This window comes from Sphingomonas sp. DC5200-1 (assembly GCF_049897245.1).
GTDB classification, from domain to species: domain Bacteria; phylum Pseudomonadota; class Alphaproteobacteria; order Sphingomonadales; family Sphingomonadaceae; genus Sphingomonas; species Sphingomonas aquatilis.
Window position 1 is genome coordinate 1 of record NZ_JAFCVW010000010.1, and the last position, 18,161, is coordinate 18,161.

Consider the following 18,161-nt stretch of genomic DNA (forward strand, 5'->3'; position numbering starts at 1 on the left):
CGTCCAGATCCAGCAGTCTGCGCGACCGCAGGTGCCGCTTGCGGCAGAAAATCCTTGTCTAGCGCTCGGATACAGGCGATCTTCACCTCAAACGCCACGCCACTTGGGGAATGCAGGCTACATGGACTATGAGTCGGGATCGGGACCAGACAGGTTCGCCTATGACGTGCTGACGGATGGTCCGATTATCGGCATCTCCTTCAGGTTCTGATCGCGGCAGGGGAACGACTCATGACATCGGCTGCCAATTTTTTCGGCGCTCGCCGCCATCTTCCAGTCATCCTCGCGACAGTGATCCTTGCCGCTGTCGGCACGACCGGCTGCCGAAATGCCGAGAAGGCCGCTGCTGCGCCCGCCGATGTCGACATGCAAGGCATCGCCGAGGAAGCCTTCATTTATGGATATCCCATCGTCATGAACTATGGGGTCATGTACGAGTCAAATATCGACGAAAAATCTTCGCAATTCCGCGGTGGCATGAACAAGCTTGTCAATATCGCGCGGGTGTTTACCCCCTAAATACCTGACCCAAGGCCCCCTTGGGCGGAATGCCCATGGGAGCTCCATCTCCGGAGACCCTTATGGCCCCGATCACGGCGCAGCTGGATCTGTCGATCTGGCGCAATGACGAAGTGTGCGAATTCAAAATGCTGGTTCGCGGCGTTGATCTGACCAACGTCGAGCTTCGCGGCCAGGTCAGGCTGGCGCCGGATACGCCCGGTGCGGCATTGGTCGACCTATATACCGTGCAGAACGGAAACGCCGAGGGCATCCGCCTGGCCGGCGTCTCGACGACCGACGGCGTGCCGACCAGCGACGTTCGGATCCGGATCAACAAAAGCACCCGGGCAGCTCTGCCTTACTCGGGCGAGCTCGGTGACCCGACGAAGCTCGTCTGGGTTCTGGCTTGGGGCGGAGTGACGCGCGTCGTCGGTGACTTTTACGTCCTCGCCCATGCGCTTGCCAGCGACAGCGCGCCGACCAATCGGCCATTGGGTGCCGGCTATGGCACGCGAGCCGCAATGCCGTTTGCCAGCGCTACGCTGACGATCGCAGAAGACCAAGGCGCAACGATCAACATTGAAGGCATCGATACAATCGCGCCGCTGCTGGCTGCATCGAAGGCTGCGGTCGATCAGGCGATCGCAGCCATGGCCAACGCGCGGCCGACTACGCTTGCGAACGCCACGCGCGGCAGGATCATCTTCGCCAATGGCAGCAGCTATTTCAACGGCGCGGCCGGCCAATCGGGCGCGATCAAGATCGGGCTGCCCACAGGCATCGACGCGCGCGAGGTTACGATGCGCGTGCTGGTTCGCGACCATTATGGCAGCCTGATCTTCCATCTTGCTGGCCGGAACGATGGTGCGTGGAATTATCCCACTGCTCGCGTCGAGGGCCAGCACCAGATCCTCGCCGAGCACCCCGTGCGATTCGGCAACGATGGCACCCGCGACTGTATCTGGATCGGCGACACCAGCTACAGCTACTGGGACAATCTCACCGTAGAGGTGCTGGAGGCGACCTTCACGGGCGGGCCGGTGACGGAAGCATGGATGGCCGGATGGTCTGTCGGCCTGACGACGACGATCGAGAATGTCTATGTCGGGCCGATCCCGACGTTCCTTCCGGTCACCTCGAAAGACATAAAGATTAACGCGTCGCCGATGGTTGGCATTGCTATCGGTCCTGGTGCATCGTTCGGGACCCGCGCCTCCGGTTACAACGTCAACATTGGCTACGAGAACGGCAAAGGGCTCGGCCCGAACGATTTCAACATCGTCAGCATGGGCCTACAAGGCTTCGACGATCCTTCGGAAGGATCGAGCGCGTCGACCGGCATCGGCTCGCAAACGTTCCAGCATGCCAAGGCCATCATCAACTCGATGGCCTACAATATACATGCCGGTCTCTCTATAGAATACGGCGACAACTTCAACGCGCTAGGTGCCGGCGCGATGGAGTACGCGAAGAATGTCAGTCGAGCGCTTGCGATCTGCGCGTACGCGGGGCGGGATAATCAAGCGTCCGACACGATGTTCATCGGACCGCGCGCTGGCATGTACTCGGTCAACGAGGCGGGCGCCTTCCACCTCGCCGTGAACGAAAACGAGAGCCTTTTTCGCGGTAATTTCCTGACCCGCTACGTCAACGTCAACGGGCAGCTGGCTAGCGAGGGTCTCAATCCCCTCCAGGACAACCGCTGGTCACTAGGCACAGGATCTCTGCGGTTCGCCGCGATCTTCGTCGCATCGGGCCAGATCAGCACCTCCGACGAACGCCAGAAGACCGACATCGAGGCGATCCCAGACGCCTGGCTGGACGCCTGGGCGGAGGTCGAATGGTCGCGCTATAAGTTCGTAGGTGGAAAACGCTGGCACGCGGGACTGGTCGCGCAACGCGTTCACGCGGCCTTTGCGCGCCACGGGATTGACGCGTTCGAGATCGGCCTGATGTGCTTCGACAGCTGGGACGAAGAGACGGCCGTCAGGACCGAGGATCGGTGTGAGACGAAAACGTGGCTGGAGCCGGTGCTCAAGGACGATCCGATCCAGCTGGTCGAAACCGGTCGGACCGAGGACGGCCGGCCGATCTACGGATTAGCGAAGCCGGCAGAGCCTGAGATGGTGGAGCGAAGCAAGGAGATCACCGTTCGGGTCGAGCTGGACGAAACGGTGGTCACCCGCGAAGCTGGCGACATGTGGGGCCTGCGTTACGACGAATGCTTCGCCCTGGAGGCGGCCTTTCAGCGCCGCGCACTCGCCCGCGAACGAGCGCGCAATGATCAACTGGAAGCGAGGCTTCGCGGTATCGAGGCGAGCTTAGCGGCCTGAGCCGCCGCTCGCCCGTTGACCGTTATTCAGCCGCACTCCGCCTCAAAGCGAGCCCGGACTGAATCATAGTCAGCATCGCGCGACAGGCGCGGATCCACAATTCGATGATGAGGGACGGCGAAAAGCTGTTGAAGCTGCGTCAAGAACCGTTCGAGCATATCGTCTCCTGTCTGCGCGCTTCATCACGCGTCTACAGGATCATACGTCAGAAACGGTTGACGAGTTCCTCAAAGAACTTCGCTTTCTGTGAAGCGCTACGACGATCAGTACCGCTGCGATAATGCCGGTGTCGGCGATCCAATCCCGGATGTCGCAGTCCCTATGAAGCGCCGGGATCGACTGGACCACCTCGATCATCGCTCCCACGAACGATAGGCGCTCGCCGAGGTGCGTAAGGCTGAAGGTCGGATAGCCGGCACACGCCAAGGTCGTCAGCGTGCCGAATGCCGCCATGTGCTGCCACTTGTCGCCTATGCCGTGAAGGTCGGGCGGGTGTGGGAGGAAGGCCATCGTCAGCGCGAACGCCAGCGCGCCCCAAAAGGCGATGCGGAGTAGTCCGATACTCATCGCGCTTGTGCGTAATCGAAAGACCCCACCGGCGCCATCGGCGCCATCTCGAAGGATACGCTGATGAACAACAGCAGCTTCGCGGCTCAAGCGGTCGCGATATGACCCCGCTCGGCCATGTTGTCAGCACCGTCGCCATCTGGTCGATGATGCTGTTCGGCATCCGCTTCGCAGTTGCTGCGGTCGAGTGGATGATCCCGACCGTTCGCGCATTCGCCCGCTGGGCGCGATGCGCGCGGGAGGGCCGCATGCGACATGGCCGCGCCTTCGTCCGAGTGTTGGTGAAGCTGCACGTCGACTTTCGTCGCGCGATCGTCACGCCTTGGTCGGCGCCCCTTCTCTTCGTCGGCTCGGCGATGATCGGCTTCGGGTATGCATTCGGCGCGTCCGGTGACGCGGCCAAGCTCGTGTCGCACACGCCCGACGCGTGGAATGCGTTCGACGTCGCGACCGACGCTATGGCCGCGGCGCGTTCGATTGCCGGCATGTCCTTCGTTCTGGCAGCGACCGCTCAGCGTCGCACGGCCAGCTTTCTGGTCTCAGCCGCGCTGATCGCGACGGGCATCGGTATCGGGGTGGTGACGTTGTGAAGGACTGGCAGGCATATGCTCTCGCGGCCTTCGCCGTGTTCGCTGGCCAGGTGCTGCGCGTCGGGCAGAAAATCGAGGCGGGCAAGCCGATCAGCTGGCGCGACCTGTTCGTGATGGCGTCGCTGCTGCCGGCGTTCGGATCGATGGCGGGCGCCGCAGCAGTACATTTCGGCTGGCCGACCTGGTCGGTGCTCGTCGTCGGCACAAGCGCCGGCTGGGTCGGCTTCGGCTCGATGCGGTTCATACTCATGCTGGCGAAGACGATCTTTGGCCAATTGGCCAGTGCCAAGGTCGAATGACAGCGCCTCGCCAGATCAAAGAGGGAAACGGCGAGGCGCTGGACCAGCGCCCCCTAGACAGCGCGATCTGGCGCCCCTGTGCTTCAATACTGTTGCCGACGCAAGACGCCTCCGGCCGCGAGATTCGCGCGCAGCCGGAGGCGTCCTGCTGTCCGGGGCAATATTGCCCTGCACGGCTTGGTAAATGCGAATGGTGTGCAAATCATGACCGGAAGAAGGTCAGAGCGCCCCGCCCACTGATCGCTGTCCGTGGGGCGGGGCGCTGGTCCCGTAGTGACCAGTCCTGAGACTGGCCGGGCTGGCGCCGGGCCGCAAGCGAAATCGATAGGAGTTTACCGATGACGACGGCAACAGAGCCGGCGTGGCTTCGTGCTGCGCGGGCGAAGCTCGGCACGCGTGAGGCGCCCGGTGCGGCCAACAGCCCCACGATCATGGGCTGGGCGAAGAGGCTCGGCACGAAGGTGCTGGGCATGGTCTACAACGCTGACAGCGTGCCATGGTGCGGTCTGTTCGTCGCCACCTGCCTTGCCGAGGAGGGCATCGCCGCGGCGCCGATCGCGGTGCGGGCGAAGGCATGGGCGACCTGGGGCGTCGCGCTGCGACCGGAGAAGCTGGCGCCGGGTGCGGTGCTGGTGTTCGAGCGGCCGGGCGGCGGCCACGTCGGCTTCTATGTCGGTGAGGATGCGGCCGCCTATCATGTCCTCGGGGGCAATCAGGGTGACGCGGTCACCGTCACCCGCATCGCGAAGGATCGCTGCATCGCGCGGCGCTGGCCCGCTGGTCGGTCGATCGTCGGCGGGCCAGTGGCGATGAAGACCATCGCGGGTCTGCCTCTGTCGAGGAATGAGGCGTGACCTGGGCGGCGGGATTCGCGCTGCTGCGCCGGTTCTGGCCGGCGATCCCGATCGTCATCCTTGGCGCCGCCCTGCTCGCGACGCGCGCCACGCTCGCCGACCGCACCGCCACGCTGAAGGCGGAACGCAACGCCTGGTCTGCGGAGATCGACCGGGCGACCAAGCAGCGCGCGATTGACGAGGCGCGATGGGCGCAGGCGTCCGCCAGCGCCGCCCTGACCTATGCCGACCGTCTCGCCGCGCGCGAACCAATCATCCTTCGATCCACCAACACCGTGAGGGAATATGCTCAGACTGACGCTGGCCGGGCTCGTTGCCTTGGCGCTGACCGGGTGCGCGGGATCGACGCGCTCGACGCTGCCCTCTTCCCCGCGGCTCCCGGCGCCGCCCGCAGTGGGGGTGCTGGCGTGCCTGCCGACCCCGATCAATAGACAGGCGGACGGGAGCGCGACGTCGGCTGACGCGGAGGCGGCGATCCGCACCAGCCGCGCTGATCTCGCGCGCTGCGACGCGCGCCGGCAGCTGCTGCTCGACGCTTGGCCGCGCTGATCGCGATCAATCCATCGTCAGCGCCTGCCGTGCCGCCACGGCCATCTCGCGAAACGCGGCCTGCCAGGTCGCGCCCGCATCTTTCCACGCCCACGGCCCCTCTAGCCGCTCGATACGGCTGTCCCATAGCTTCTCGGCGAGGTGCTCGATCACCGCCTCGTCATCGTTGCTGGTGCATAGTCGGCAGCGTGCCATGTCGAATCGCTTGCGATGTTGTTCCCGATCCGTTCCATAGCCGGATGCGCCCCGGTGAGCGAATCACGGTCGAGCTATCGGTTCAGATCCTGCGCACCGCCATGTCGGCCGGCGAGCAGGTGACGCCCGACTGCGCGCCCGTTCGCCTCGCGCTGCGCTGCCTCTGGCGGCACTGCCCAGAGCGATGGCCGCTCTATTCATTCTGGGAAGGCTGCCAGGGTGGGCACGAGCTCGGCAGGCAGCAAACGATGACGTCGGCCTTCAACGGGATCATCCGCCAGCTGCGCCGTTCGGGCGCTTGGTCCGACACGTCCAGCTAATCGTGGTGGCGCGTCGCCAGCCGCAGGAAAACGATCGCGCCGACCAACGCCGCGGCGAACGCCACGAATATCACGAGCTGGCCATCCATCGCGGCCGGCTATCGAAACATAGCGCTCGCGGCAAAGCCCTGAGGGGTAAGCTGCCATCGGCCGTGCCAGTGACGAGCCAGGCCGTCCGCGGCCAGCTGCTCGACCGCGGCCTGCGGTGCATCCGCGGGCAATGCCCAGCCCTCACCGTCGTGCTGCGCGGCGTCGATGATCGACTGCAGCGCCGGAGGCAGATCGCTCAACCCTTGGCATTCCTCGTGGGGAATACCGGGCCGCGCACCGTCATCCGCTCGGCCGGATAAGGCTGTTGCAGCGCGACGACGTCGTCATAGCTGCCCTGCAGCCAGCGACCCCAGTCCGCCTCATGGAGAATGGTGATCATCGCTTTGGGGTGGATCGGCGCCACGATCTCGTTCGGGTCGCACGTCACCATCGAGAAGCCGGCGCCCTTCGTCGTGTGCTGCCAAAAGCCGGCGATCGCGAACACCGGTTGGTCGACGACGTTGAACCACATCTCCCCTTTGATCGGCTTGCCCTCGCCCACCTGATGAGGGTCCGGCGTCCACTCGCAGAACTCGGTGAGCGGGACGAGGCACCGGTTTTCCGGCTCAGCTGCCAGCTTCCGCCACTGCGGCAGCCCGGGGTTGCGGACGTTCGTCATCGGCCACTTGGCGCCGCCCCCGAGCACGTCCCAGAGCATAAGGTCGACCGCGCGCCGGCCCCGCTCCTCGCGAACCACGAAGGCCTTCGATTTCGGGTATAGCTCGTGAGGGTCGAGGTTCGGCCGGACGACGTCCTGCGCCCAGCTGGCGCCGAAGCGTTCGAAGAGCGTCTCAGGCTCGCCGGCGAAGCGCGCGCGGTTGCACATCAGCGAAGATCCAGTTTCAGCGAACGGCCGGTTGGCGAAGCAGAGGGCTTCGGAGATGGCGTGGAGGTTGCCTTAGGCTCAGCCCGACGCGGCGGGGCCTGACGGTTTGCGGGACGATCGACAGCGGTCTTCGCAGGCATCGGCGAAGCTGTCGGCGTGGGTGTCGGCTCGACCTCCCGAGCAGCTGCGTCAGCAAGTGCCTTTTGCGACACGGCGAGTTGCTGCTTCAGCATGTCATTGTCGACCTGCTGGGTTCCACCCTGCAGTTCCGCGACTTGGCGCTCCAGCGTTGCGATCCTCTTCTCGGCCACCTCGAGGCGAACGTCCGCCATAGTATTGTCGAACGCAGCAGCCTGCGTGGGCGTGGGTCGCATCTGCTCCCGTTCTGACCTGCGCTCAGGAGCATCGCAGCCCTGCAGTGTCAGCACCGACAGGGCGACCAGTATCCGCTTTACCAAGCGCTCGAACCCCATCTCATGAGCAGTCGGGCCGTCAACAAGGCCAGCGACACGGCGGCGGCCACGACAAGCGTGCTGACGATCGCGACCTCGATCTGGAAAAATGTCGGTAGACGCAGCCGCCTCACAGATCGGCCTCGTCGTCGTCGGCTTGGCTGGCCACACCGCGCGCCGCCAGGGCGTCCCGTAGCTGCCGTTGCACGCTTGCTCCACTCAGGTGGGCGTGCACGTTCTCGTGACCTTCGTCAGCCAGGCGGCGTCGTATGTCGCTCACCGATCGGCACCCCCCGGCCTGCGCCAGCTGAAAAGCGCGTTCGACCGTGCCCACCCCGTTCCCCCCGCTCATACGTCGAGGCCGCGGCGCTGGATTTCAGCGATCAGCCGATCGGCTTCGGGATCGCCCGGCGTTCCGCTCGTCGCCTCATACGCGTCAAGCAGTTGGTCATCCGTCAAGCTGGACAGATCGGGCGGAGTCGCTTCGTCTTCGGTCATGGGGTGAGCCTATGCCGCCGGACCTGCGACGTCGAGCGGCGTCAGCACGGCTGCTCAGATGGTCGATACCAGCCACGCCACCACGATGATCGCGACGATAACGGCAAGGATCGCCCACGCCTCAGCAGCGTGGTCGATCTTCGTCTTTCGGGCGCGACGGCCCGACGTTTGATCGTCCTCTATCATGGGGTGAGCCTAAGATGCGGCTCGGGCTGCGCCGAGCCATGGCGGAGATATAGGGCCTTGCCCTTCACCTTGGGCGAATGGAGATCTCAGCCCGCAAAACACGGCTGAATATCACCTGAGAAAAGTTCCGCTTAAGGGAACTGATCACGCAAGTCTGGGTCTCTGGCGATCATGTTGAGCAGCTCTGAAATCCAAGAAATACTCAATATCACGCGCTGACCATCAGTATATGCCGAAAGAGCGTGATCGGTACGCGCCGCGAATGTTATCTCATTAGGTAGGGCTGCTTCGTGAAACAGGGTGTTGCGGATATGAGTATAAAACACATCCTCCATTCCTATTGATTTTCCTTGATACGAAATCGCGATGTCGAGTTGACACCGACTTCTAAAATACTCCTTGAACGCTTTATTGTCAGGATATGGTTTGGGACGCTTCAAGCGTGCAGCGGCCGACATTGCTGTTAGTGCGATCGTCAGCGCCGAATGATAGTCGCCTCCCTTGAGGATTTCGTAGGCCCTGTCGCATTGCGACCTGATATCCATCGTCTGCCCCCGCCTTGCTACCGTCTGAAGCTTGGCAAGGTACATGCGAACCTCCCTTGCGTCGACGCTATATGGGTCGCGTCGGCCTTTTCCGACGTCGGCGCTTGTTTCGCGGCAGGTGCAACTGACATTTCGAAGTCCTTTCCGTTTTCCGACAAATTCCACCCCGCTCAGGAAGTGCTACGGGGAACAGAGAGGGGAATTGTCGGAAGAATAGGAGAGCGGGCCGCTGTCTCTTAATCAGCGGCGGGCTCCCCGATCCGACACCCCTCCCCTCAGGCTTTACCCGGTCCGCCGAGCAGGAGCATGCGCGTGCCGCCCGTCTCATATTCCTGGGCAACTGGCGCCGCGATGCGCTCATAGACGGTGGCGCCGTCGGCCATGACGACGTTGGCGAGAAACGCCTGTTCGAACGTCTCGACCTCGCTGGCCACGCTCTCGAGCTTGGCTTTGATGACGAGCAGCAGCGCCCTCGCCCGCTGGCGTGCCGCCTGGGCCGCGCGATCGATCCGCTGCTGTCGCGTCAGCACGCGCCCGCGGCCGTCCTGTTTCGGCATCGCCTCCATAGCGGGTATCGTCACCCGGAAGCGTACCATGCGCCCCGCCATCGTGAACTGGACGGTGAACCGCTCGGGCTCGTCGAACTGCGCGATCCGCTCGGCGCCGGCGCGCTTCACCAGCGCCACGATCTCCGCGATCGACTTCTCGACCGGCACGGTTGTGGTCTCAGCGTAAGCCACACGCGCCTCCCCGATTATAGCGCCGCACATGCGGGGGTATTCCGGGGGGTATTCCGATGTTCTCGGAATGTGCTACAAGAGCGTGAGTTCGATAGGTGCCGGGCCCACCAAATGCTTGCGTCCACGGCCTCCACCGCCTAGGCGCATTCCACGTCGGGGAGTGGCGCAGTCCGGTAGCGCGCCTGCTTTGGGAGCAGGATGTCGCAGGTTCGAATCCTGTCTCCCCGACCATTTTCGGCGCGGTCTCACGGGACGATCACGGGCTGCGGCATGTGACAAACGCTTTGCCGCTCCAGCATTCAGGCTAAACGGTTCGCAGGGCGCTGCGACCAGGCATTGAGATCGGCCGACCGGCGACGTCCGGCCTACCGTCCCAGCGCCAGCGTATCTTCTCCCGACGGCACGGCTATGGCCATAGCCCCTCCACGCCGTCGCTCCCATCGCAATACTTGACTCCGTCAACCATTCCGAGCCAGCATGGCGGACATGGAAGATGCAGACGTCACCGCGATCCGCCGGTTCAACCGCTTTTATACCCAAACGATCGGCGCACTTGATGCACGGTTTCTCGGAACCGAGGCGACCCTGCCCGAGGCGCGGTTGCTGTTCGAGATCGCGACGCGCGAACCCGTCACCGCGACCGTGTTGCAGGATGCGCTCGACATGGACGCGGGCTATCTGAGCCGCCTGGTCGCGCGCTTCGAAAAGCGCGGCTGGATCGCGCGCGTACGGCGGGACGACGATGCCCGCGCGCGCGATCTGCGGCTGACCGAGGCGGGGCGTGCGGCGTTCGCGGTCGTCGACCAGCGCCAGCGCGACGCCGTCAGCGATCTGCTCGGCGCGATGGACGGACTGGCGCGGCGCGATCTGGTCGAGGCCTTGACGCGCGCGCAGTTGCTGCTCGATCCGGCATCGGGTGGCGCGTTCGTCATCCGCCCCTTCCGTACCGGCGAGCCCGCCATGATCGCCGCGCGCCAGTCGTTGCTCTATGCCGAGAGCCATGGTTGGGGTCGCGACCTCGAAACGCTCGAGAGCGAGGTGACCGCGGCGTTCCTGCGCGACTTCAATCCGGCGCGCGAGCAATGCTGGGTCGCTGACATCGACGGGGTCATGGCGGGCGCCGTGTTCGTCACCGACGAAGGCGATGGCGTTGCCCGGCTGCGCCTGTTGCATGTCGAGCCCTTTGCCCGGCGCCGTGGCATCGGCGATGCGCTGGTCGCCCGCTGTGTCGGTTTCGCGCGGGATACCGGCTATCACACGCTCATGCTGTGGACGCACACGGTGTTGGAATCGGCGCGCCGTATCTACGCCGCGCAGGGCTTCGTGTGTGTCGAAACCGCGATGCACGACGCGTTCGGCGTCCCGCTGCAGGGGGAAACGTGGCGACTGGAGCTGGCCGCATGAGCGGCGCGCTGACCATCCGCATCGCCACCGAAGCCGATGTGGGGGCGCTGCGCGACCTGATGGCGCTGGCGATCGATCGGGGTCAGGCCGCGGTGCTGACCCCGGCGCAGATCGTTGCCAGCCGGGCAGTGATGGGGCTCGACACGCAATTGGTGCGCGACGGCACCTACTTCGTCGTCGAGGACCACGGCGTGCCGGTCGGCTGCGGCGGATGGAGCCGGCGCGCGACGCTCTATGGCGGCGACCATAGCACCGACTTGCGCGATCCGGCGTTGCTCGATCCGGCGAAGGACGCCGCCCGGATCCGTGCGATGTACACCCACCCGGATCATGTCCGGCGCGGGATCGGCCGGATGATCCTCGCCGCTTGCGAACAAGCGGCGCGGGCGGCAGGGTTCGCCGCCGTCGAACTGATGGGCACGGCGGGCGGTGTGCCGCTCTATGCCGCGAGCGGCTATGCGCCGATCGAGCGGGCCGATACGCATGTCGAGGGCGTCGTCGTGCCATTGACCCAGATGCGCAAGCGGCTGTGACTCGAGGCTAACCGCGCCGCGCGTCAGGCCGGACACACCTCGGCGCGCGGCTGACGCCGGAACGCCAGCAGCATCGCCAGCGCCACCGCCGCCATCGCCGCGCCCGCCAGCGACACCGCGGGCAGCCCCAGCCCCGCCCCGATCACGCCCCCGCCCAGCGCGGCGCCGATGGCGTTGCCGAGATTGAAGGCACCGATGTTCATCGCGGAGGCGAGGTTCGGCGCGTCCGAAGCCGCGTCCATCACCCGCATCTGTAGCGGCGGCACGATCGCGAAGCTGGCGATGCCCCAGATCAGGATGGCGATCGCGGCGGTCGCCGGCCATTGCATCAGCACCGTGAAGGCGAGCAGCGTCAGCGCCATGATCGTCAGCATCGTCATCAGCGTCCGCTCGACCGACCGGTCCGCCAGCCGACCACCCAAACCATTGCCGATCGTCGCACCGACGCCGAACAGCATCAGCATCGCGGTGACATAGCCGGTCGAGCCGTGCGTGACGTTGCGCAGGATCGGAACGATATAGGTGAAGACGGTGAAGACACCGCCAAAGCCGATCGTGGTCAGCGCCAGCGCCATCACCACCGGCCCGCGCGTCAACACGCGCAGTTCGGCGCGCATGTCGCCGCCCTCAGCAGCCGGCAGCGGCGGCAGCGCGAGCCGCAACGACAGCATCGCGATCGCCCCGACGCCCGCGATCCCGGCGAACGCGGTGCGCCAGCCGATCGCCTCGCTGACCCAGGTCGCCGCCGGCACGCCGCCGATCGTGGCGACGGTCAGTCCGGTGAACATCGCCGCCACCGCGCCCGCGCGCTTGTCCGGCGGCACGAGGCTGGCGGCGACCACGGATCCGACGCCGAAGAACGCGCCATGGTTGAACGAGGTGACGATACGCGCCGCCATCAGCATCCAATATCCGCCCGCCATCGCCGACAGCGCATTGCCGAGCGTGAAGATGCCCATCAGCGCAATGAGCAGCGTCCGCCGGTCGATCCGCCCCGTGGTGAGCGTCAACAGCGGCGCGCCGATCAGCACGCCCATCGCATAGGCGCTGATCAGCAGCCCGGCGGCGGGGATCGACACATGCAGGTCGCCCGCGATCACCGGCAACATGCCCATCGGCGCGAACTCGGTCACGCCGATGCCGAAGGCGCCGACCGCCAGCGCGGTCAGCCCGAGATTGAACTTCATGATCGTCTTTCCTCAAACCATCGGCGGCGCGAGGCGGGCAAAGCCCTCCTGCTGCCGATAGGGGGTGTGTGGATAGGGCGGCAGCACGTCGCTTGCCGCATCGAGCGCGGCCAACTGCTCTGGCGTCAGCGCCCAGCCGACCGCACCCAGATTGTCGCGCAGTTGCGCCTCGTCGCGCGCGCCGATGATCACCGACGACACGGTCGGCCGACGCAGCAGCCAGTTGATCGCGACCTGGGGCACGGTCTTACCCGTCTCCGCCGCCACCGCGTCCAGCGCGTCGACGACGCGGTAGAGATGCTCGTCTTCGACCGGCGGCGCGAACTGAGCGGTTTCGTGCAGGCGACTGCCCGCCGGGATCGGACGTCCGCGCCCGATCTTGCCGGTCAGCCGACCCCAGCCGAGCGGGCTCCAGACCAGCGCACCGACGCCCTGATCTGCCGCCAGCGGCATCAGGTCCCACTCATAGGCCCGGCCGATCAGCGAATAATAGACCTGGTGCGCGACGAGGCGTGGCCAGCCATGACGATCGGCCAGCCCTTGCGCCTTCATGATCTGCCAGCCGGGATAGTTGGACACGCCCGCATAGCGGACCTTGCCGTCGGCGATCAGCCGGTCGAGCGTGCCCATCACCTCCTCCGTCGGGGTGGAGGCGTCGAAGGCGTGAAGCTGGAGCAGGTCGATGCGGTCGGTGTCGAGCCGCCGCAGTGCCGCCTCGACCGCGCCGATCAGCCGCGCGCGCGACGCGCCCCAGTCCTGCGGGCCGTCACCCATCGGCAGCCCGGTCTTGGTCGAAATCAGGACGGCATCGCGCCGCCCCTTGATCGCCTCGCCCAGCACCTGTTCCGACGCGCCGTCCGAATAGACGTCGGCGGTGTCGAACAGCGTCACGCCCGCGTCGAGGCAGATGTCGACCAACCGCCGCGCTTCGGCGGCGTCGCTTGTGCCCCAGGCGCTGAACAGCGGTCCCTTGCCGCCGAAGGTCCCCGCGCCGAACGACAGCGCCGGAACGCGCAGGCCGGACGATCCCAATTGCCGATATTCCATGACACCTCCTTTGCCGAATGTCATTGTCAGGCGCATAGATGGCCGGTGAAGCAACGTGGCGGAACCGCCCGCCGGTGCAAAGGATCTATGCCCTGGACGCAAAGGTGATAGGCAATGACGATCGCGCCCGGTCGCTCGCCTTGTTCGCGAGCGTGGTGGAGGAAGGCAGCTTCTCCGCCGCCGGTCGTACGCTCGGGCTGACGCCCTCAGCGGTGGCGCGGGCGATCGACCGGATCGAGGCGCGGTTGGGCGTCCGGCTGCTGCTCCGCTCCACTCGTGCGTTGACGCTCACGGCCGAGGGTCAGGCCTATCTGCTCGCCGCCCGGCGTATCCTCGCCGACCTCGACGATGCCGAGCAGCAGATCGCCGACCAGGGCGCGCCGCGCGGCCGGCTGCGGATCAGTGCGGCGCTGGCGCATGGGCGGTTGTGCGTCGTGCCGCTGCTTGGCGACTTCGCGCGCGCCTATCCGCACATCCTCATCGATATCGCGTTGACCGATACGCTGGTCGATGTCGCAGCGGGTCAGGCGGATGTCGCAATCCGGTTCGGCCCGCTCGCTGACAGCGGGCTCACCGCGCGCAAATTGTCCGAGGCGCGGCGGGTGATCGTGGCGTCGCCCGACTATCTGGCGCGGGCGGGCACACCGCAGGTGCCGGAGGATCTGCACGCCCACAACTGCCTCAACTTCAACTTTCGTCGCGCCGAACCGATCTGGCCGTTCCGCCGCGACGGCCGGGATTTCACGCTGTCCGTCGAGGGCGGCATCGTCGCCAACAATGGCGAGACTTTGGGCCAGCTCGCCGCCGCCGGGGTCGGCATCACCCGCGTCGGCCGCTTCAGCGTTGCGGCCGAGATCGCGGACGGGCGGCTCGTGCCGCTGCTGGAAGACTATAATCCCGGCGACGTCGAGCTGATCCACGCCGTCTTCGTGGGCGGCTCCACCACGCCCGCCCGCGTGCGGGTGTTCGTCGATTTCCTCGTCGAGCGGCTTGCCAGCCGCTTCGAATAGCGGGCGCGACGTAGACGCAATCTGACCGCCTGCGGCAAGCAGCCCGACGTTGACGCGACGCGCATAGGCGGGTTCAAGCGGGCCATGATCGACACGCCTCTCTTCCGCCCATCCCGCCGTGCCGTCATCGGCGGCGCGCTTGCGATCGGGTTGCTGCCGCGCACCGGCATCGCGGCCCCCATCCCACGGCTGTTCGCAGGCACCTACGCACAGGAAGGCGGCGCCGGGCTGGTGGCGTTGGCCGCGGACCAGGGCGGCTGGACGGCCGGCGCCGCTGATGCCGCGATCCGCAACGCCTCCTTCGGCGTCGTGTCGCGACGTCATCGGCTGCGTTACCTGCTGGATGAGCAGCAAAAGGGCATGATGGGCGTCTACGACGCATCGCTGCAGCAGGTCGCCATGTCGTCCACCATGGGCGCAGACCCCTGCCACATCGCCCTGTCGCAGGACGGCAAGTTGCTGGCGGCGGCGAATTATTCGAGTGGCAGCGTCGCGCTATGGGCGCTGAACCCGGCGACGGGGCTTCCGGCGGGCCGCCCTGGGGTGGCCCAGCACCAGGGCAGCGGGCCAGACGCCAAGCGCCAGGCCGGGCCGCATGCGCACTGGGTCGGCTTCGATCGCAGCGGCGACATTCTCCATTCGGTCGACCTCGGTGCCGATGCCGTCTTCTCGCACCATATCGATCGCGCGGCGGGCAGGATCGCGAAGACCAGCATCGCCTATCGTGCCGTCGCAGGATCGGGGCCGCGGCATCTGGTGCGTCACCCTCGCCTGCCGGTCGCCTATCTCGTCGCCGAGCTGGCCAATACGGTCACCGTCTTGCGTGGCGGAGCGGACGGCACCTTTGCCCGGCGCGTTGAGGTATCGACCCTGCCCGCCGGCTTCAGCGACACGTCCTTCGCGGCCCATATCGCGGTAAACGCGGCCGGAACGCGCCTCTACGTCTCCAACCGTGGGCACGACAGCATCGCGGTCTTCGCCATCGGCGCCACCGGTGATCTCAGCCTGCTGCAGCATGTCGGATGCGGGGGTCACTGGCCGCGCTTCTTCCTGCTGATGGAAGACCGGAACGCCATGCTGGTCGCCAATGAGCGATCGAGCGGCATCGCCCGCCTGCCGCTGGAGGGGGACGGTCGCTTGCGGCCCGCAATCGGCACCACCCCGGTGCCGGGCGTCGTGTTTCTGACCGCGTAATGTCAACGGCTTTTACGTGGATACCTTCGGCGCCGACCGCGCGTTGATGGGGCATGGCGCGCAAACTGAAGGTCTTCCGCACCCCGATCGGGTTTCACGACGCCTATGTCGCCGCGCCGAGCCAGAAGGCCGCATTGCAGGCCTGGGGTACGGATACCGATCTGTTCGCCCGCGGCGTCGCGGAGCAGGTGACGGACGCCGCGCTGATGGAAAAGCCCTTGGCGCACCCGGGCGACGTCATCCGCAAGACCCGCGGCAGCGTGGACGACCATCTGGCCGCCTTACCTGCCAACCCCAAGCGCAAGCCGGCGGACGCGACGGATGCGCCCCCGGCCAAGCCCCGCCGCACGAAGCCCAAGCCCCGCCCCTCTCGCTCCAAGCTCGATCAGACCGAACAGGCGATCGATGAGGCGGAGCGGCGATACGATGCGGCGCGCCGCGATTTCGCCGCGCGTGAGGCGGCGCTGCGCAAGGAACGCCAAGCCCTGGACCACGACCGGGATCGCGAGCGCGAACGGCTGGAAACCGCACGCGCGGACCAGGAACGACGCTATCGCGAGGCCATGGCCGCGTGGCGTGATGGCGAGGCTGACTGACGGCCCCCGCCCCAGATCAAATGACGTTGAGGTCCGTCACGAACTCATAGCGATCGCCGCGATAGACCGAGCGGGTGAATTCGACGATGCGGCCATCGGGAATCCGCGTACGGCGCTCGATCCGCAAGACCTCGGAATGCTGGCGGACGCTCAGGATTCCCGCTTCGGTTTCGGTCGCCAGCGACGCGCGAATGCGTTGCGTGCCCGATGTCGGCCGAAAGCCATGGACGTCGAGCGCCTGATAGAGCGAGTCGCCCAGCGCATCGAGATCGGGCATGAACATCGCCGGGATCACCGCATGTTCGATCGCCAGCGGCTCATCGCCGGCCAGCCGTACGCGGCCCAGGCGCGCAACGCGGACATCCGGCGACACCTCCAGCACGGCGGCTTCCTCCTCGGTCGCCAGGGCATAGGATTTGTAGATCCAGACCACCCCCGGATCCTGTCCGCGCGAGCGCGTATCGTCGCTGAAGCTGTTGAGCTTCGCACCCGCGGTCTCGATCCTCCGCGCGACGAACGTGCCCGACCCATGTTTGCTGATCACCACGCCTTCGTCGATCAGCTGCTTGATGCCCTTGCGCACCGTAACGCGCGACAGGCCCGCCATTTCGCTGAGCTCGCGTTCGGAGGGCAGCGCGCTGCCGGGATCGATGCCGCCGCCGTCGATATGCTCGCGCAGGCGCTGGGCGAGCTGCATGTACAAGGGCGTCGCTTCGTCGCTGCGCGTCCAGGCGATATCGCGCACCGTTACGCCTCCCGCTTGCCGATGGCGTGCAGGACGTCGCGCAGGCTGCCGCGATGGGCGTCGAGCAGCTGCGCCGCCGTCTCGACCGGGATCCCCATGGCGATGACGATGCCCAGCCGAATGTCGTTGTCCGCCAGGTCGAGCGCGCGCGCGGCGACCTCGGCATCGACGCCAGCAAGGTCCTGCACCATGCGGCGCGCCCGTACCAAGAGCTTCGCATTGGAGACGCGCATCGCCACCATGCGCCCGCGATAGACGAGGCCGAGCCGCAGCATCACCGCGGTCGACAGCAGGTTCAGCACCGCCTTTTGCGCGGTGCCCGCCTTCATCCGCGTCGATCCGGCCAGAACTTCGCTGCCAGTGTCGGCGACGATGACGTGCTCGGCCCGCTCGCTGAGCGGCATATCGGGATTGTTGGTGATGCCGATCGTCAACGCGCCCAGCGCCCGCGCGCGTTCGATCACGGCGACGGTATAGGGCGTCCGCCCGCTGGCAGCGACGCCGATGACGACGTCGGACGCGGTAAGGCCGCAGGCATCGATGTCGCGGTGCGCGGCCTCGACATCGTCCTCCGCCCCTTCGCGCGCTTCCGTCAGCGCGCCCATGCCGCCCGCCATCAGGAAGACGAGGCGATCCATCGGCCAGCCGAAGGTCGGATGAAGCTCCGTCCCGTCCTGAACCGCCAACCGGCCCGATGTGCCCGCCCCGACGAAGATCAGCCGCCCGTCATGCTCCAGCCGCGCCGCGGCCGCTTCCGCCGCATCCGCGATCGCCGCGACCTGCGACTGGAGCGCCGCGATCGCCGCCATCTGCCCCTCCAGCATCGCCTCGACGGCAGACTGGGTCGGCCACAGGTCGAGTTCCAGGAACCGGGGATCGAGCGCTTCGGTGTTCATCATA

General features: G+C 66.2%; 26 protein-coding genes and 1 tRNA gene. 14 read left to right on the forward strand and 13 right to left on the reverse strand.

Translation table 11 applies throughout. The features are described from left to right. The 3 genes from ACP7A3_RS17225 to ACP7A3_RS17235 all read left to right on the forward strand — a co-directional run. On the forward strand, positions 1-211 hold a 211-nt coding region (locus ACP7A3_RS17225), incomplete at its 5' end, for a hypothetical protein (protein WP_426256996.1). 20 nt (positions 212-231) lie between these two features. Next, the gene (locus ACP7A3_RS17230) at positions 232-519 is read left to right on the forward strand and encodes a hypothetical protein (RefSeq protein WP_426290046.1); all 288 of its coding nucleotides are present in this window, start codon (positions 232-234) and stop codon (positions 517-519) included. 62 nt (positions 520-581) lie between these two features. Continuing rightward, entirely contained in the window at positions 582-2,834 is a 2,253-nt protein-coding gene (locus ACP7A3_RS17235; protein ID WP_426254490.1) for a tail fiber domain-containing protein, read from the forward strand. A 198-nt stretch (positions 2,835-3,032) separates the two neighbouring features. On the opposite strand, the gene ACP7A3_RS17240 is transcribed toward ACP7A3_RS17235, so the two are convergent. Continuing rightward, a complete protein-coding gene (locus ACP7A3_RS17240) occupies positions 3,033-3,491 on the reverse strand; it encodes a hypothetical protein (protein ID WP_426254489.1) in 459 nt (152 codons plus the stop codon). A gap of 11 nt (positions 3,492-3,502) precedes the next feature. Here ACP7A3_RS17240 and ACP7A3_RS17245 point away from each other — a divergent pair, with 11 nt between their 5' ends. The 4 genes from ACP7A3_RS17245 (at position 3,503) to ACP7A3_RS17260 (ending at position 5,575) form a co-directional block, all read left to right on the forward strand. Next, complete coding sequence (locus tag ACP7A3_RS17245) at positions 3,503-3,991, forward strand: hypothetical protein (RefSeq protein WP_426254488.1); 489 nt, start codon at positions 3,503-3,505, stop codon at positions 3,989-3,991. Further along, complete coding sequence (locus tag ACP7A3_RS17250) at positions 3,988-4,290, forward strand: hypothetical protein (RefSeq protein ID WP_426254487.1); 303 nt, start codon at positions 3,988-3,990, stop codon at positions 4,288-4,290. The genes ACP7A3_RS17245 and ACP7A3_RS17250 overlap by 4 nt, the downstream gene beginning before the upstream one ends. A gap of 338 nt (positions 4,291-4,628) precedes the next feature. After that, positions 4,629-5,144: a TIGR02594 family protein gene (locus ACP7A3_RS17255; RefSeq protein ID WP_426254486.1), complete on the forward strand. Its 516-nt coding sequence runs from the start codon at positions 4,629-4,631 to the stop codon at positions 5,142-5,144. Further along, positions 5,141-5,575, forward strand: a complete 435-nt coding sequence (locus ACP7A3_RS17260; protein WP_426254485.1) for a hypothetical protein — start codon at positions 5,141-5,143, stop codon at positions 5,573-5,575. The genes ACP7A3_RS17255 and ACP7A3_RS17260 overlap by 4 nt, the downstream gene beginning before the upstream one ends. A 124-nt stretch (positions 5,576-5,699) precedes the next feature. Here ACP7A3_RS17260 and ACP7A3_RS17265 read toward each other — a convergent pair whose 3' ends face one another. Then, entirely contained in the window at positions 5,700-5,888 is a 189-nt protein-coding gene (locus tag ACP7A3_RS17265; protein ID WP_426254484.1) for a hypothetical protein, read from the reverse strand. A gap of 44 nt (positions 5,889-5,932) precedes the next feature. Here ACP7A3_RS17265 and ACP7A3_RS17270 point away from each other — a divergent pair, with 44 nt between their 5' ends. Continuing rightward, the gene (locus ACP7A3_RS17270) at positions 5,933-6,208 is read left to right on the forward strand and encodes a hypothetical protein (protein ID WP_426254483.1); all 276 of its coding nucleotides are present in this window, start codon (positions 5,933-5,935) and stop codon (positions 6,206-6,208) included. A 98-nt stretch (positions 6,209-6,306) separates the two neighbouring features. Here the strand turns inward: ACP7A3_RS17270 and ACP7A3_RS17275 are convergent, their stop codons facing one another. The 7 genes from ACP7A3_RS17275 to ACP7A3_RS17305 form a co-directional block, all read right to left on the reverse strand. Next, positions 6,307-6,498 (reverse strand): hypothetical protein, encoded by a 192-nt coding sequence (locus tag ACP7A3_RS17275; protein WP_426254482.1) that lies wholly within the window; start codon positions 6,496-6,498, stop codon positions 6,307-6,309. After that, complete coding sequence (locus ACP7A3_RS17280; RefSeq protein WP_426254481.1) at positions 6,495-7,124, reverse strand: SOS response-associated peptidase family protein; 630 nt, start codon at positions 7,122-7,124, stop codon at positions 6,495-6,497. The genes ACP7A3_RS17275 and ACP7A3_RS17280 overlap by 4 nt, the downstream gene beginning before the upstream one ends. Beyond that, the gene (locus ACP7A3_RS17285) at positions 7,124-7,597 is read right to left on the reverse strand and encodes a hypothetical protein (RefSeq protein WP_426254480.1); all 474 of its coding nucleotides are present in this window, start codon (positions 7,595-7,597) and stop codon (positions 7,124-7,126) included. The genes ACP7A3_RS17280 and ACP7A3_RS17285 overlap by 1 nt, the downstream gene beginning before the upstream one ends. A 327-nt stretch (positions 7,598-7,924) precedes the next feature. Next, positions 7,925-8,074, reverse strand: a complete 150-nt coding sequence (locus ACP7A3_RS17290; RefSeq protein WP_426254479.1) for a hypothetical protein — start codon at positions 8,072-8,074, stop codon at positions 7,925-7,927. Positions 8,075-8,128: 54 nt separating this feature from the next. Then, on the reverse strand, positions 8,129-8,260 hold the full coding sequence (locus ACP7A3_RS17295) for a hypothetical protein (protein WP_426254478.1): 132 nt from the start codon (positions 8,258-8,260) through the stop codon (positions 8,129-8,131). A gap of 131 nt (positions 8,261-8,391) precedes the next feature. Next, on the reverse strand, positions 8,392-8,850 hold the full coding sequence (locus ACP7A3_RS17300; RefSeq protein ID WP_426254477.1) for a hypothetical protein: 459 nt from the start codon (positions 8,848-8,850) through the stop codon (positions 8,392-8,394). 230 nt (positions 8,851-9,080) lie between these two features. Then, entirely contained in the window at positions 9,081-9,545 is a 465-nt protein-coding gene (locus tag ACP7A3_RS17305; RefSeq protein ID WP_426254476.1) for a hypothetical protein, read from the reverse strand. Positions 9,546-9,699: 154 nt separating this feature from the next. Between ACP7A3_RS17305 and ACP7A3_RS17310 the strand changes: the two genes are divergently transcribed. The 3 genes from ACP7A3_RS17310 to ACP7A3_RS17320 all read left to right on the forward strand — a co-directional run bounded on the left by ACP7A3_RS17310 (position 9,700) and on the right by ACP7A3_RS17320 (position 11,482). Next, positions 9,700-9,776 (forward strand) — tRNA-Pro (locus ACP7A3_RS17310). A 255-nt stretch (positions 9,777-10,031) separates the two neighbouring features. Continuing rightward, entirely contained in the window at positions 10,032-10,949 is a 918-nt protein-coding gene (locus tag ACP7A3_RS17315; RefSeq protein WP_426254475.1) for a bifunctional helix-turn-helix transcriptional regulator/GNAT family N-acetyltransferase, read from the forward strand. Then, positions 10,946-11,482: a GNAT family N-acetyltransferase gene (locus tag ACP7A3_RS17320; protein WP_426254474.1), complete on the forward strand. Its 537-nt coding sequence runs from the start codon at positions 10,946-10,948 to the stop codon at positions 11,480-11,482. Before ACP7A3_RS17315 ends, ACP7A3_RS17320 begins: the two co-directional genes overlap by 4 nt. Positions 11,483-11,505: 23 nt before the next feature. Here ACP7A3_RS17320 and ACP7A3_RS17325 read toward each other — a convergent pair whose 3' ends face one another. Further along, a complete protein-coding gene (locus ACP7A3_RS17325) occupies positions 11,506-12,669 on the reverse strand; it encodes an MFS transporter (RefSeq protein ID WP_426254473.1) in 1,164 nt (387 codons plus the stop codon). A gap of 12 nt (positions 12,670-12,681) precedes the next feature. Next, positions 12,682-13,716, reverse strand: a complete 1,035-nt coding sequence (locus ACP7A3_RS17330; protein ID WP_426254472.1) for an aldo/keto reductase — start codon at positions 13,714-13,716, stop codon at positions 12,682-12,684. A 92-nt stretch (positions 13,717-13,808) separates the two neighbouring features. On the opposite strand from ACP7A3_RS17330, the gene ACP7A3_RS17335 reads away from it, so the two are divergent. From ACP7A3_RS17335 to ACP7A3_RS17345, 3 genes are all read left to right on the forward strand, one after another. Next, positions 13,809-14,726, forward strand: coding sequence for a LysR family transcriptional regulator (locus ACP7A3_RS17335; protein WP_426254945.1), 918 nt, complete (start codon positions 13,809-13,811; stop codon positions 14,724-14,726). 84 nt (positions 14,727-14,810) lie between these two features. Continuing rightward, positions 14,811-15,920 carry a lactonase family protein gene (locus ACP7A3_RS17340; RefSeq protein WP_426254471.1) on the forward strand — a complete coding sequence of 370 codons (1,110 nt, stop codon included), beginning with the start codon at positions 14,811-14,813 and terminating at the stop codon, positions 15,918-15,920. Positions 15,921-15,973: 53 nt separating this feature from the next. Continuing rightward, positions 15,974-16,516, forward strand: a complete 543-nt coding sequence (locus ACP7A3_RS17345) for a hypothetical protein (protein WP_426254470.1) — start codon at positions 15,974-15,976, stop codon at positions 16,514-16,516. A gap of 16 nt (positions 16,517-16,532) precedes the next feature. Here the strand turns inward: ACP7A3_RS17345 and ACP7A3_RS17350 are convergent, their stop codons facing one another. Both ACP7A3_RS17350 and ACP7A3_RS17355 read right to left on the reverse strand, forming a co-directional pair. Further along, positions 16,533-17,261 (reverse strand): GntR family transcriptional regulator, encoded by a 729-nt coding sequence (locus ACP7A3_RS17350; RefSeq protein ID WP_043059627.1) that lies wholly within the window; start codon positions 17,259-17,261, stop codon positions 16,533-16,535. A 2-nt stretch (positions 17,262-17,263) separates the two neighbouring features. Next, positions 17,264-18,157, reverse strand: a complete 894-nt coding sequence (locus ACP7A3_RS17355) for an N-acetylmuramic acid 6-phosphate etherase (protein ID WP_426254944.1) — start codon at positions 18,155-18,157, stop codon at positions 17,264-17,266. Between the last annotated feature and the right edge of the window lie 4 nt (positions 18,158-18,161).

What these genes read in the sequence shown, in the direction of transcription:
- ACP7A3_RS17230 (WP_426290046.1), top strand. Translation starts at nt 232, where the DNA reads ATGACATCGGCTGCCAATTTTTTCGGCGCTCGCCGCCATCTTCCAGTC.
- ACP7A3_RS17320 (WP_426254474.1), top strand. Translation starts at nt 10,946, where the DNA reads ATGAGCGGCGCGCTGACCATCCGCATCGCCACCGAAGCCGATGTGGGG.
- ACP7A3_RS17330 (WP_426254472.1), bottom strand. Translation starts at nt 13,716, where the DNA reads ATGGAATATCGGCAATTGGGATCGTCCGGCCTGCGCGTTCCGGCGCTG.
- ACP7A3_RS17290 (WP_426254479.1), bottom strand. Translation starts at nt 8,074, where the DNA reads ATGACCGAAGACGAAGCGACTCCGCCCGATCTGTCCAGCTTGACGGAT.
- ACP7A3_RS17270 (WP_426254483.1), top strand. Translation starts at nt 5,933, where the DNA reads ATGCGCCCCGGTGAGCGAATCACGGTCGAGCTATCGGTTCAGATCCTG.
- ACP7A3_RS17280 (WP_426254481.1), bottom strand. Translation starts at nt 7,124, where the DNA reads ATGTGCAACCGCGCGCGCTTCGCCGGCGAGCCTGAGACGCTCTTCGAA.
- ACP7A3_RS17315 (WP_426254475.1), top strand. Translation starts at nt 10,032, where the DNA reads ATGGAAGATGCAGACGTCACCGCGATCCGCCGGTTCAACCGCTTTTAT.
- ACP7A3_RS17345 (WP_426254470.1), top strand. Translation starts at nt 15,974, where the DNA reads ATGGCGCGCAAACTGAAGGTCTTCCGCACCCCGATCGGGTTTCACGAC.
- ACP7A3_RS17255 (WP_426254486.1), top strand. Translation starts at nt 4,629, where the DNA reads ATGACGACGGCAACAGAGCCGGCGTGGCTTCGTGCTGCGCGGGCGAAG.
- ACP7A3_RS17245 (WP_426254488.1), top strand. Translation starts at nt 3,503, where the DNA reads ATGACCCCGCTCGGCCATGTTGTCAGCACCGTCGCCATCTGGTCGATG.
- ACP7A3_RS17265 (WP_426254484.1), bottom strand. Translation starts at nt 5,888, where the DNA reads ATGGCACGCTGCCGACTATGCACCAGCAACGATGACGAGGCGGTGATC.
- ACP7A3_RS17340 (WP_426254471.1), top strand. Translation starts at nt 14,811, where the DNA reads ATGATCGACACGCCTCTCTTCCGCCCATCCCGCCGTGCCGTCATCGGC.
- ACP7A3_RS17285 (WP_426254480.1), bottom strand. Translation starts at nt 7,597, where the DNA reads ATGGGGTTCGAGCGCTTGGTAAAGCGGATACTGGTCGCCCTGTCGGTG.
- ACP7A3_RS17325 (WP_426254473.1), bottom strand. Translation starts at nt 12,669, where the DNA reads ATGAAGTTCAATCTCGGGCTGACCGCGCTGGCGGTCGGCGCCTTCGGC.
- ACP7A3_RS17295 (WP_426254478.1), bottom strand. Translation starts at nt 8,260, where the DNA reads ATGATAGAGGACGATCAAACGTCGGGCCGTCGCGCCCGAAAGACGAAG.
- ACP7A3_RS17300 (WP_426254477.1), bottom strand. Translation starts at nt 8,850, where the DNA reads ATGTACCTTGCCAAGCTTCAGACGGTAGCAAGGCGGGGGCAGACGATG.
- ACP7A3_RS17355 (WP_426254944.1), bottom strand. Translation starts at nt 18,157, where the DNA reads ATGAACACCGAAGCGCTCGATCCCCGGTTCCTGGAACTCGACCTGTGG.
- ACP7A3_RS17235 (WP_426254490.1), top strand. Translation starts at nt 582, where the DNA reads ATGGCCCCGATCACGGCGCAGCTGGATCTGTCGATCTGGCGCAATGAC.